The sequence below is a fragment of the Blastococcus sp. SYSU DS0753 genome (assembly GCF_054051175.1).
On record NZ_JBJHAT010000021.1, the window covers coordinates 65,267 to 77,417 of the forward strand.

Sequence of the window (12,151 nt, forward strand, 5' to 3'; positions counted from 1 at the left end):
GCGCGGCCGACACGTAGGGCCGAGGCGACGAGCAAAATGTTAGGACACTTCCAAGATTGACGTTGCACCAATCATCGACGTGTCGCACGGCATCGCCGAGAATGGCCGGCAATCGCATTTCCCGTGTCGACTTGACGAGAATTTGCCGAGCCGCCCCGGCGCGGACGGCGGCACCGCCGAGCCCTCGCCCACCCGGGCACCCGTCCAGGAACGACGCGGGCCGGGTGGCGACCGGGGAAGGGGTCACCACCCGGCCCGGCCGGGGGAAGCTCGCGTCAGGTCAGTAGGTGAACCTCCCGACGGTGGTGCGCAGGTCGGCGGCCATCCGTGACAGCTCGTCGACGGCGGTGCGGGTCTGGGTCAGCGCCTGCGTCGTGGAGTCCGCGGCCGTCGAGACCCCGGAGATGTTCTCCGCGATCTGCGTCGTGCCACCGGCGGCCTCCTGCACCGACCGCGACATCTCGCTGGTCGTCGCCGTCTGCTCCTCCACCGCCGAGGCGATCGTCGTCTGGTAGTCGTTGATCTGGGCGATCACCTCGCTGATCCGCCCGATCGCCGCGACCGCGCCCCCGGTGTCGCCCTGGATCGCCTCCACGCGGCGGGCGATGTCCTCGGTCGCCTTCGCCGTCTCCTGCGCCAGCTCCTTCACCTCGTTGGCCACCACCGCGAAGCCCTTGCCGGCCTCACCCGCCCGCGCCGCCTCGATCGTGGCGTTCAGCGCCAGCAGGTTCGTCTGCTCCGCGATGCTCGTGATCACCTTCACCACGTCGCCGATCTCCTTGCTGGACTCCCCCAGCCTGGTGATCGTCGTCGTCGTCGTCTCGGCCTCGCTCACCGCCGCCGCGGCCACCCGTGCCGCCTCGTTCGCGTTCTGCGCGATCTCCCGGATCGAGGCACCCATCTGCTCCGCGCCCGCGGCCACCGTCTGCACGCTGCGGGACACCTCCTCCGCGGCACCGGACACCACACCCGACTGCGCCGCGGTCTCCTCCGCACCCGCGGAGATCTGCGCCGACGACGCCGACAGCTCCTCCGACGATGCCGCCACCGCGTCCGCCGACCCCGCCACGCCCGCCAGGACCTCACGCAGGCTGTCCTGGGCGGCGGCGAGCGCCTGCGCCATGCGGCCGAGCTCGTCACCCGAGGTGACCTCGGGGCGGACGGTCAGGTCGCCCTTGGCGAGGGCCTCCACCGAGGCCTGCACCGAGCGCACGGTCCGGACGATCTGCCGGACCACCCACGCGGCCAGGGCGGACGCGACGGCGATGCCGACGGCCAGCGCGGTCCACAGGAAGACGGTCGCCGAGGCCGCGAGGTCGTCACCGGCTGCGGCGTCACGCTGCGCGTCGGCGGCCTGGCGCTCCTGCTCGGCACCGAAGGCGTCGGACAGCGCCCGGCCCGCCTGCGCCAGCTCACCCGACACCAACCGCTGGACGGTCGCGACGTCACCAGCCCGCGCAGCCGGGTACAGCTGCTCGTCGACGACGGCGTAGTACGCATCGATGCTTTCGGCCACCGCGGCGAAGTCCGCGGGGTCGTTGAGGGTCTCGACGTAGGCCTCCTGCTCCCGCTCGAGCTGCTCGCGGCGCTCGAGCAGCGTGGCGTCGAGCTCCGCCCGGGCGGCCGGGGCGACGAAGCCGTAGATGTTGTTGCGCGCACGGTCCCCCTGGAACGTGCGCTGCACCTCGGCCAGCTTGTTCAGCGGGACGATCGAGTCGCCGTACAGATGGTCCCCGGACTCCGCCAGGCTGCCCAGCCGCTGCACGGCGAGCCCGGTCAGGGCGATAGCGACCACGGCGAGGACGCCTAGGGCGGCGCCGATCTTCACCGCCAGCGGCCGGCTGGTGAACCAGCCGGAGGGGCTCCGGCGGTGGGATGCAGGAAGAGCGGACATGGTGCTCCGAACGGAAAGGAGATGGATTGCTGAATGCGCGCCACCGCGGTCGGTCCGCGCTGTGACGAGGACAAGAATGTAAACGGTCCAGAAACACCGGTTGAGCGTTTGATGGCGCGTGTCTCGGCACCGGACGAGAACGTCCGCCCATCGCATTTCTCGTGTCGACATGGCACTTTCGCCCACCCGGCTGCGCAGGTCCACCGACCGGTGGCATGGGTGCGCGCAGAACGCCGAGAGCGCACGGCCGGCCGGCCGTGCGCTCTCGGATCAGGGTGCGGCCGGTGCGGCCGCCGGGGATCAGTAGCTGAACTTCCCGACGGTGCTACGCAGGTCGGCGGCCATCCGGGACAGCTCGTCGACAGCGGTGCGGGTCTGGGTCAGCGACTGCGTGGTGGAGTCCGCCGCACCCGAGACGTTGGAGATGTTGGCCGCGATCTGACCGGTGCCGTCGGCGGCCTCCTGCACCGACCGGCTCATCTCGTTCGTCGTCGCCGTCTGCTCCTCCACCGCGGACGCGATGGTGGTCTGCCGGTCGGAGATCTGCGCGACGATCGTGCTGATCTCCTCGATCGCGGTCACCGCAGCCGTCGTGTCGCCCTGGATGGCCAGCACCCGGCGGGCGATGTCCTCGGTCGCCTTGGCCGTCTCCTGGGCCAGCTCCTTCACCTCGTTGGCCACCACCGCGAAGCCCTTGCCGGCCTCACCGGCCCGCGCCGCCTCGATGGTGGCGTTCAGCGCCAGCAGGTTGGTCTGCTCGGCGATGCTCGTGATCACCTTCACCACGTTGCCGATCTCCGCCGAGGACTCCCCCAGCTTCGCCACCGTCGCCGTCGTCGTCTCCGCCGCCGTCACCGCACGCGCCGCCACCTCGCTGGCCTCCGCCGCGTTGCTGGCGATCTCCCGGATCGAGGCGCCCATCTGCTCCGCGCCCGCGGCGACGGTCTGCACGTTCCGCGACACCTCGTCGGCCGCCGAGGCCACCACACCCGACTGGGCGGAGGTCTCCTGCGCCGACGTCGAGATCTCCGCCGACGACGCGCTCAGCTCCTCCGAGCTGGCCGCGACCGCGTCCGCCGAGGCGACGACGGAGGCCATCACGGCGCGCAGGGACTCCTGGGCCTCGTCGAGAGCGGTGGCCATCCGCCCGATCTCGTCGGACTGCTGGACACCGGTCTGCCGGGTGAGGTCCCCCTCGGCCAGGCCCTGGATCACGTGCTGCACCTTCTCCAGGTTCCGGCGGATGCCGCGCGCGACGAAGAAGCCCACCGCGAGGGCGATGGCCGAGCCGATGGCCAGCAGGGCGATGACGAGCGTCCGCGCCCGCTCGCTGGTGTCGGCGACTGCGGCGGCGGAGGAGCTCGCCTCGGAGATCTCGGAGGCCAGGAGCTGGTCGATCTCCCCGGTCAGCTGGTCCATGAGCTTCGAGGACTGCGCGTACAGCGTGCCGGCCGCGGCGGCGTCGCCGGCGCTGTAGGCCTGCCGCGTCTGGGCGTAGACCTCGCCCCAGGTGCCGTAGGTGTCCAGGGACTGCTCGGCCAGGGCCCGCTGCTCGGCGGCGGGCGCCGTGCCGAGGTAGGCGGAACCGGCCGCGCCGAACGCCTCGGCGGCCGCCGTGGCGCCCGCGGCCCACGTCGTGGCGTTCTCCTGGCTGACGTTCGGCAGCAGCAGGGCCGTCTGGTTGAGCTGGAGGGTCAGCAGCTGCGAGCGCATCTCCTCGACCTGCACGAGCGCCTGGGTGCTCTCCCGGTAGGTGGCGTCGGCCTTGTCGGCGGCATCGCCGAGGGAGCTCCAACCCACGGTGCCGACGGCGATGCCGGCGACGACCGCGACCGAGACGGAGCTGAGGATCTTGGCGGATACCGACATCCGGCCGAGCGCGCGGCGCGCGACATGTGCCATGGGAGAAGTCCGTTCTGGAGAGGGATCCGAGTGCAACCCGATCCGGAGACGGACGACGGACGACGGACGAATCCGCCACCGCTTTCGGTTGCTGCGGAGAAGCTAAGGCCACGAACTGTCAGATGTCGAGCCTTTTTGTGCGTGTTGGGAAATGGCGGACACAACGATTTGGAAACGGAGTCAACGAGTCGACTCGGTCGCGATGGCGACATTCCACCATTGTCGACAGCGGGCGCTCACCTGTGCGACGTCCCGCAAGGGGCGCCATTTTCCGGACACGCGCCGAGGGGCGCCCGACCGTTGGTCGAGCGCCCCTCGGCGGCCTCCGTCCCGCCTCACCCCGGGCGTGCGATAGATGAGGCGGGACGGGGGTCCTGCTAGTAGCTGAACGTCCCGACGGTGCTGCGCAGGTCGGCGGCCATCCGGGACAGCTCGTCCACAGCGGTGCGGGTCTGGGTCAGCGCCTGGGTCGTGGCGTCCGCGGCCGTGGAGACACTTGTGATGTTCTCCGCGATCTGCCCGGTGCCGCCGGCGGCCTCCTGCACCGACCGCGACATCTCGCTGGTCGTCGCCGTCTGCTCCTCCACCGCACTGGCGATGGTGGTCTGCCGGTCGGAGATCTGCGCGACGATCGAGGAGATCTCCCCGATCGCGGCGACCGCGGCCGTGGTGTCGCCCTGGATCGCCTGCACCCGGCGGGCGATGTCCTCGGTCGCCTTCGCCGTCTCCTGCGCCAGCTCCTTCACCTCGTTCGCGACCACCGCGAAGCCCTTGCCGGCCTCCCCGGCCCGCGCGGCCTCGATGGTCGCGTTCAGGGCGAGCAGGTTCGTCTGCTCCGCGATGCTCGTGATCACCTTCACCACGTTGCCGATCTCCGCCGAGGACTCCCCCAGCTTCGCCACCGTCGCCGTCGTCGTCTCCGCCGCCGTCACCGCACGCGCCGCCACCTCGCTGGCCTCCGCCGCGTTGCTGGCGATCTCCCGGATCGAGGCACCCATCTGCTCCGCGCCCGCGGCCACCGTCTCCACGCTGCGCGACACCTCCTCCGCCGCACCGGACACCACACCCGACTGGGCGCTGGTCTCCTCGGCCGAGGCCGCGATCTGCGCCGAGGAGGCGCTCAGCTCCTCCGAGCTGGCCGCGACCGCGTCCGCCGAGGAGACGATGTCGGCGATGGTGGTCGCCATCGCGTCGGCGGCGGTGTTGAGCGCCGTGGCCATCTGACCGATCTCGTCACGGCCGCGCACCGCCAGCCGGGTGGTCAGGTCGCGTGCGGCCAGCCGCTCGAGCCCGGCCTTGACCTCCTGGACCCCGCCGGTGATGCTGCGGGAGACGAGCAGCGCCAGGGCGCCACCGAGCACGAACGCCAGGCCGGAGACGACCAGGGAGACCGTCAGCGTCTCGCTGCGTGCGTCGGCGACCGCGGCCTCGGACTCCGCGACCCGGGCGTCGACCGACGCGACCAGCTCCACCATCGCCTGGTCGAGGACGTAGAAGACGTCCCACTTCTCGCCCTGCGAGAGGGCGTCGCCCTCGTCGAGGCGCCCCTGCTGCCACAGCAGGAAGATCTGCTCGTTGTAGTCGCTCATCAGCGCCCAGTTCCGCTCGATCACCTCGAGGCTGGCCTCGGCGTCGGCGTCCAGCTGGTCGCGGTCCAGGTCGAAGAGGGCCTCGAAGCCGGTCGCGCCGTCGCGGTAGGCGGCGACGTTGTCGCCATCGGCAGCCGCGGCCACGGCGCCGCCCTCGACCCGCGCCTTCCAGGCGGTGATGTTCTGCCAGTTGGCGGCCCAGAGCAGGTCGTAGCGCGCCCCCTCCACGACGCGCTGCGCAGCGACCGCGTCGCGCGCCTCGGCGTGCAGATCGGCGACGCGCTGGGTGCCGGTGATGCCGGTGACCGTGGCGGCCAGCATGCCCAGCAGGAGGGCGGCGCAGACCGCGAAGATCCGTGTCCCGATACCGCGGTCGCGGTACCAGTGCCGACCTGTTGCGTCGGGCCGTGGTGCGGACATGGCGAGGCTTCCTCGTTCTCGAGCGGGCGGGCCGACTGCCCTGCCCCGGGGGTTCGGAGTGCGTTCGGTGCGAGCAGATCGTCACCCGACCGATCGGTTTCTCAACGTTGAAGAAGTCCGTGTCGCGCGTGCCGCGGAAAATGCCCGGGTGACCATTCTCAGGCCGGCAGATTTGTCGACCCGAGCACGATGAGAGGCGGGGGGCGCCCGACCGGAATGGTCGGAAGCCCCCCGCCTCGGGGAGTCGCCGGCGGTGCGTCAGTAGACGAAGCGCCCCACGGTGGTCCGCAGGTCCGCCGCCATCCGGGACAGCTCGTCCACGGCGACCCGCGTCTGGGTCAGCGCCTGGGTGGTCGAGTCGGCCGCGGTGGAGACCCCGGTGATGTTGGCCGCGATCTCGCCGGTGCCGCCGGCGGCCTCCTGCACCGATCGTGACATCTCGTTCGTCGTCGCCGTCTGCTCCTCCACCGCGGACGCGATGGTGGTCTGCCGGTCGGAGATCTGCGCGACGATCGTGCTGATCTCCTCGATCGCGGTCACCGCAGCCGTCGTGTCGCCCTGGATCGCCAGCACCCGGCGGGCGATGTCCTCGGTCGCCTTCGCCGTCTCCTGCGCCAGCTCCTTCACCTCGTTGGCCACCACCGCGAAGCCCTTGCCGGCCTCACCGGCCCGCGCGGCCTCGATGGTGGCGTTGAGCGCCAGCAGGTTGGTCTGCTCGGCGATGCTCGTGATCACCTTGACGACGTTGCCGATCTCCGCCGAGGACTCGCCCAGCTTGGCCACGGTGGCGGTGGTGGTCTCCGCCGCCGTCACCGCACGCGCCGCCACCTCGCTGGCCTCCGCCGCGTTGGTCGCGATCTCCCGGATCGAGGCGCCCATCTGCTCCGCACCCGCGGCGACCGTCTGCACGCTGCGGGAGACCTCCTCGGCCGCCGAGGCCACCACCCCGGACTGCGTCGAGGTCTCCTCCGCACCCGCCGCGATCTGCGCCGAGGAGGCCGACAGCTCCTCCGACGACGCCGCGACGGCGTTCGCCGAGTCGGCGACCGAGGTGAGCACACCCCGCAGGCTGGCCCGGGCGGTGTCGAGCGCGGCCGCCATCTGGCCGACCTCGTCCCGGGAGGAGACCCCGGTGTCCACGGTCATGTCGCCCGTCGCGAGGGCGTCCAGGGACTGCTTGACCCGCTGGACCGGCCGGGTGACCGAGCGCAGCGTCAGCACGCTGATCCCGATGATCACCAGGACGCCGACGGCGGCCGCGATCTCCGCCACGACCGCCGCCCGCGCCAGCGCCTCGTCGAGCCGGACCTGCGCGGCGTCGCTCTCGGTCCCCAGGACGTCCTTGGCCTCGCTGACGGCGCCGTCGGTCAGGTCGTTCGCCTGCTGGATCTCCTCCCAGCGCGGCCGCATCGCGGCGGGGTCGGCGACGGCCAGGTCCACCCACGCGGAGATGGCATCGGTGTAGGCCTCGAAGCTCTCGGACAGGCCGGCCACCGAGTCGGCCGCCCGGCCGCTGAGGCGGATCGTGGCGAGCTCGGCCAGCATGCCCTCGGGCGTGGCGATGTCCTCGGCGAGCTCCGCGCGCTGGGCCTGGGGGTCCTCCCGGACGAGCGTCTTGAAGCCGTCCACCTTCAGCTCGCTGGCCCGGGTGTCGAGCTGGAGCACCAGCTCCTCGGCCTCGTTGAGGCGCTGCAGCTCGGCGTTCGCGTCGTGCACCGTCGCATTGCCGACCAGGACCGCGGACAGCAGCCCCGCGAAGGCGGTCACGACGACACCGATCAGGATGCCGAACTTCACCGCCAGGGGGCGGTCGGCGAACCACCCGGCACGCCGCCGGGTACCGGGGGAGGGGAGTGGTGCGTGCACGCTGGACCGTCCTGGGGGAGAGGTGCCCGCCGGTGTGGCGGCTCGCTCATTGTGGTGACTCCACCCAGGTCGCAGAGCACCGTTCCGCAGCGGATTGCACATCGTTATGCCATCGCCGGGTCAGCGACTCCGGCACGCGATTCATCGACAATCCCGAGACGCTCGTCGTCGCGTGCCAGGTCCATTCCCGCATTTCGAGGAAGGGTATTGCGGGCATGTCGACACCCCAGGGCCCGGTGACCGCCGGGCAGCGGTCCGGCCGCGCGCCGCGCGGTGCGACACGGAGACGGAGCGGGCTCAGCCCAGGCGGTCGGCGAGCGCCCCGAGGAGGCCCACCACGTCCTCGGGCCCGGTCACGCGGTGGCGGGCGGCTGTCTCGCCGTCGCCGACCTTGACCGTCAGGTCATCCGGCCGCAGCGCCCGGAACGCGTCCTCGTCGGTGACGTCGTCGCCCAGGTACAGCGCCGCCCGGGCACCCAGCTCGCCGACGAGCCGCTGCAGCGCGGCGCCCTTGTGCGCGTCGGTGACGGCGACCTCGAGGACGTCCTTGCCCGGCTTGAGCGTCAGTGACGGATCCACCGCCCGGCGGGCCTGTTCCAGCAGCTCGGCCGCTCGGGTGCGATCGGCCACCTGCCGCACGTGGACGGCGACGCTGGCCGGCTTGATCTCCAGCCGGGCGCCGGGCGTGCTCTCGACCAGCGGCCGCAGCACCCCGGCGAGCTCGTCCCGCCGACCGGCGTCCGCGCCGGCGAGGGGGCCGTCGAACTCCGCCCCGTGGCTGCCGATCCAGCGGAAGGGACCGGACAGGCCGCTGGTCCGGCGCAGGTCCTCCACCCCGCGACCGCTGACCAGGGCCACCGTGACGCCGTCGGCCGCCGCCAGCCGCGCCAGCGCCTCGGCCACGCCGGGCTCCGGGACGGCCGCCGCCGGGTCGTCGCGCAGTCGGGCGAGGACGCCGTCGTAGTCGCTGGCCACCAGCAGCGGTCGGCGTGCGGCGAGCGCCGTCAGCGCCTCGTCGAGGCCGGGGGAGGTCACGCCTGGCCCCGCAGCGCCTCGAAGAACGAACTGGCCCAGTGGTCCAGGTCGTTGCGGAACAGGTGCCGGCGCATGGTCCGCATCCGCTTGGCCGCCTCGGCCGGCTCGATGCGCAGCGCCCGGACCAGCTGCGTCTTGACGCTGGCGATGTCGTGCGGGTTGACCAGGAAGGCCTGCCGCAGCTCCGCCGCCGCCCCGGCGAACTCCGACAGCACCAGCGCGCCACGGAGATCACCGCGCGCCGCGACGTACTCCTTGGCCACCAGGTTCATGCCGTCGCGGTAGGGGGTCACGAGCATGACGTCGGCGGCCCGGTAGAGCGCGGCGAGCTCCTCGCGCGGCATCGACTGGTTGAAGTAGTGGACGGCCGGGCCGGCGATGGACCCGAAGACGCCGTTGATGTGGCCGACCTGCTGCTCGATCGTCTCCCGCATGTGCACGTAGTGCTCGACGCGCTCCCGACTCGGCGTCGCGACCTGCACCAGCACCGTGTCCGGCGCCTCGATCGCACCGTCCTCGAGGAGCTCCTGGAACGCGTTGAGCCGGACGCTGATGCCCTTGGTGTAGTCCAGCCGGTCGACACCCAGGATGATCTTGTCCGGGTTGCCGAGCTCGGCGCGGATCTCCTTCGCCCGGGCGAGCACCTCCGGCGAGGAGGCGAGCTCGTCGAAGCCCCGGACGTCGATGGAGATCGGGAAGGCCTTGGCCACCACCGTGCGGCCGTCGTACTCGATCTGATCGCGCTTGCAGCTCAGGTCGTGCAGCCGCCGGGCGAGCTGCACGAAGTTCACGGCCGCCGACGGGCGCTGGAAACCGACCAGATCCGCGCCGAGCAGGCCCTCCACGATGGCCGACCGCCAGGGGAGCTGGGTGAACAGCTCGTAGGGCGGGAACGGGATGTGCAGGAAGAAGCCGATGGTCAGGTCCGGCCGGACCTGGCGCAGCATCGCCGGCACCAGCTGCAGCTGGTAGTCGTGCACCCAGACGATGGCGCCCTCGGCCGCCACCGCCGCGGTGCGCTCGGCGAACCGCTTGTTGACCTGCACGTAGGTGTCCCACCAGGCGCGGTGGTACTCGGGCTTCTCGACCACGTCGTGGTACAGCGGCCACAGCGAGGCGTTCGACATGCCCTCGTAGTAGCGGTCGACCTCCTCCTCGCTGAGCTCGACGGGGATCAGCGACATGCCACCGGACTCGAAGGGCTCGGGCGCCTCGCCGGCGGACCCGGACCAGCCGACCCACGCGCCACCGCGCCCGGCGACGAACGGCTCGAGCGCCGTGACCAGCCCGCCGGGGCTCCGCTGCCACCGGGTGCTGCCGTCGGGATCGGTGACCTGGTCGACCGGCAGCCGGTTGGCGACCACGACGACGGGGCTGTCGGCCCCGACCCTCTGCTCCGTGTTCTCCGCCATACCGCCCTGACCCTATCCAGCACCGGCCCGTCCCGCTGCGCGGGGCCGCTCAGATCACCCGGCCGAGCACGTACCCGCCCGCCGCGGCCGCCAGTCCCACCAGCACGGTCGCGGCGACGTAGCCCACGGCGCGGAGGGGGGCGCGGGCCTCCGCGAGCCGGACCACCTCGGTGCCGAACGTCGAGAACGTGGTGAGGGTGCCGCACAGGCCGACGCCCACCAGCGCGACGACCCACGCCGGGGCGGTGGCGGTCCCGAGGAGCACGCCGAGCAGTGCGCTGCCCGCCACGTTCACGGTGAAGGTGCCCAGCACGCTGCCGGTTCCGCGGCGGGCCACGGCGACCCGCTCGGCCAGCAGGCGCAGCGGCGCGCCGACCAGGGCGCCCGCGACCACCAGCCACGGCGTCACCGGGGCCCTCCGGCGAGGGTGCGGCCGGCCAGCGTCCCAGCGGCCGCGGCGATGACGCCGCCGAGCACCGAGAGGGCGACGTAGGACAGCGCGGTGCCGACCGCGCCGGACTCCACCAGCCGCACCACCTCCACCGCGAAAGTCGAGTACGTGGTGAAGCCGCCGAGCACGCCCACGCCCAGGAACGGGCGGGCCCAGGGGGAGCCCGGGGCCCGCGCCACCAGGACGGCCGCCAGCGCGCCGAGGAGCAGACAGCCGGTCACGTTCACGCCGAGGGTGGCCCAGGGCAGGCCGGCGGGGGACGGCGGGAGCGCCTCCGCCACCGCCCAGCGGGCGAGGGCACCCAGCGCGCCGCCCAGGGCAGCGAGCAGGTAGGCCATGTGACCAGGCTCTCCTCCCGGGTGCGGCGTCGGGCAGCATGCCTCCGGGAGGGTCGCACGAGCGCGGCCCGGAGCAGGGGAGGACGCCGTGGGACCGCTGGAAGGTGTGCGGGTCGTCGAGTTCGCCGGGCTCGGGCCCGGTCCGTTCTGCGGGATGCTGCTGGCCGACCTCGGTGCCGACGTCGTCCGCATCGACCGCAAGGGCGACCGCGGGGGACTGCTGGGCTCGCTGGGCGCGACCTCGCTGCTCGACCGCGGCAAGCGCTCGATCGCCCTCGACCTCAAGGACCCGGACGACGTCGGCGTGGTGCGCGCCCTCGTGCGGCGGGCCGACGTCCTGCTGGAGGGGTTCCGCCCGGGCGTGATGGAGCGTCTGGGGCTGGGACCGGACGAGCTGCTGGGGGAGCACCCCGCGCTCGTCTACGGCCGGATGACCGGCTGGGGGCAGACCGGGCCGCTCGCGCACAGCGCCGGCCACGACATCGGCTACATCGCGCTGACCGGCGCGCTGGGCGCCAGCGGGCGCCCGGACGAGCGCCCGGCCCCACCGCTGAACCTGCTCGGCGACTTCGGGGGCGGGGGAGTGTTCCTGGCGCTCGGTGCGCTCGCCGCGCTGCTGCACGCCCGGGCCACGGGGGAGGGGCAGGTGGTCGACGCGGCGATCGTCGACGGCACCGCCGTCCTGACCACGATGATCCACGGGATGCTGGACGCCGGGGTGTGGACCGACCGCCGCGGCCGCAACCTCCTGGACACCGGGGCGCCCTTCTACGACGTCTACCGCTGCGCCGACGGCCAGTTCCTCGCCGTCGGCGCGCTGGAGGAGCAGTTCTACGCCGCGCTGCTCGAGGGCCTCGGGCTCGCCGGGGACGAGACGCTGCCGCGCCGCGAGGATCCCCGGCAGTGGCCGGCGCTGCGGGAGCGGTTCGCCGGGGTCTTCGCCTCCCGCACCCGCGCCGAGTGGTGGTCGGTGTTCGAGGGCACGGATGCCTGCGTCGCGCCGGTCTGGTCGCTGCTGGAGGCGACCGAGGACCGGCACAACCGCGAGCGGGGGGTGTTCGTCGAGGTCGACGGGGTGCGGCAGCCCGAGGTGGCCCCCCGGTTCTCCCGCACGCCGGGCGCCGTCGGCAGCGTTCCGCGGCCCGGCCAGCACGGCGACGAGATCCGCGCCGAACTCGGGCTCTGAGCGACGTCCTGGCTCACCTGCCGGGGTCCTGGCTCACCGTCGACAGTGAGCCAGGACC

9 protein-coding genes are annotated in these 12,151 nt (G+C 72.8%); 1 reads left to right on the plus strand and 8 read right to left on the minus strand.

Annotated elements, in window-relative coordinates; translation table 11 throughout:
• Positions 1-280: 280 nt before the first annotated feature.
• From ACI799_RS15435 to crcB, 8 genes are all read right to left on the minus strand, one after another.
• The gene (locus ACI799_RS15435; RefSeq protein WP_456613420.1) at positions 281-1,894 is read right to left on the minus strand and encodes a methyl-accepting chemotaxis protein; all 1,614 of its coding nucleotides are present in this window, start codon (positions 1,892-1,894) and stop codon (positions 281-283) included.
• A 300-nt stretch (positions 1,895-2,194) separates the two neighbouring features.
• Positions 2,195-3,796, minus strand: coding sequence for a methyl-accepting chemotaxis protein (locus ACI799_RS15440; protein WP_456613421.1), 1,602 nt, complete (start codon positions 3,794-3,796; stop codon positions 2,195-2,197).
• 377 nt (positions 3,797-4,173) lie between these two features.
• Positions 4,174-5,805 (minus strand): methyl-accepting chemotaxis protein, encoded by a 1,632-nt coding sequence (locus tag ACI799_RS15445; protein ID WP_456590153.1) that lies wholly within the window; start codon positions 5,803-5,805, stop codon positions 4,174-4,176.
• Positions 5,806-6,063: 258 nt separating this feature from the next.
• The gene (locus ACI799_RS15450) at positions 6,064-7,671 is read right to left on the minus strand and encodes a methyl-accepting chemotaxis protein (protein ID WP_456613422.1); all 1,608 of its coding nucleotides are present in this window, start codon (positions 7,669-7,671) and stop codon (positions 6,064-6,066) included.
• A gap of 297 nt (positions 7,672-7,968) precedes the next feature.
• Entirely contained in the window at positions 7,969-8,706 is a 738-nt protein-coding gene (gene otsB / locus ACI799_RS15455) for a trehalose-phosphatase (RefSeq protein WP_456590151.1), read from the minus strand.
• Positions 8,703-10,118, minus strand: coding sequence for an alpha,alpha-trehalose-phosphate synthase (UDP-forming) (locus ACI799_RS15460; RefSeq protein WP_456590150.1), 1,416 nt, complete (start codon positions 10,116-10,118; stop codon positions 8,703-8,705). The genes otsB and ACI799_RS15460 overlap by 4 nt, the downstream gene beginning before the upstream one ends.
• 49 nt (positions 10,119-10,167) lie before the next feature.
• Complete coding sequence (locus ACI799_RS15465; RefSeq protein WP_456590149.1) at positions 10,168-10,527, minus strand: fluoride efflux transporter FluC; 360 nt, start codon at positions 10,525-10,527, stop codon at positions 10,168-10,170.
• Positions 10,524-10,907 carry a fluoride efflux transporter CrcB gene (crcB, locus tag ACI799_RS15470; RefSeq protein ID WP_456590148.1) on the minus strand — a complete coding sequence of 128 codons (384 nt, stop codon included), beginning with the start codon at positions 10,905-10,907 and terminating at the stop codon, positions 10,524-10,526. Before crcB ends, ACI799_RS15465 begins: the two co-directional genes overlap by 4 nt.
• An 88-nt stretch (positions 10,908-10,995) precedes the next feature.
• On the opposite strand from crcB, the gene ACI799_RS15475 reads away from it, so the two are divergent.
• A complete protein-coding gene (locus tag ACI799_RS15475; RefSeq protein WP_456590147.1) occupies positions 10,996-12,093 on the plus strand; it encodes a CaiB/BaiF CoA transferase family protein in 1,098 nt (365 codons plus the stop codon).
• Positions 12,094-12,151 lie beyond the last annotated feature (58 nt).

Excerpts from the sequence above, each read along its gene's own strand:
- ACI799_RS15445 (WP_456590153.1), bottom strand. The coding sequence starts at position 5,805 with ATGTCCGCACCACGGCCCGACGCAACAGGTCGGCACTGGTACCGCGAC.
- ACI799_RS15460 (WP_456590150.1), bottom strand. The coding sequence starts at position 10,118 with ATGGCGGAGAACACGGAGCAGAGGGTCGGGGCCGACAGCCCCGTCGTC.
- crcB (WP_456590148.1), bottom strand. The coding sequence starts at position 10,907 with ATGGCCTACCTGCTCGCTGCCCTGGGCGGCGCGCTGGGTGCCCTCGCC.
- ACI799_RS15440 (WP_456613421.1), bottom strand. The coding sequence starts at position 3,796 with ATGGCACATGTCGCGCGCCGCGCGCTCGGCCGGATGTCGGTATCCGCC.
- ACI799_RS15435 (WP_456613420.1), bottom strand. The coding sequence starts at position 1,894 with ATGTCCGCTCTTCCTGCATCCCACCGCCGGAGCCCCTCCGGCTGGTTC.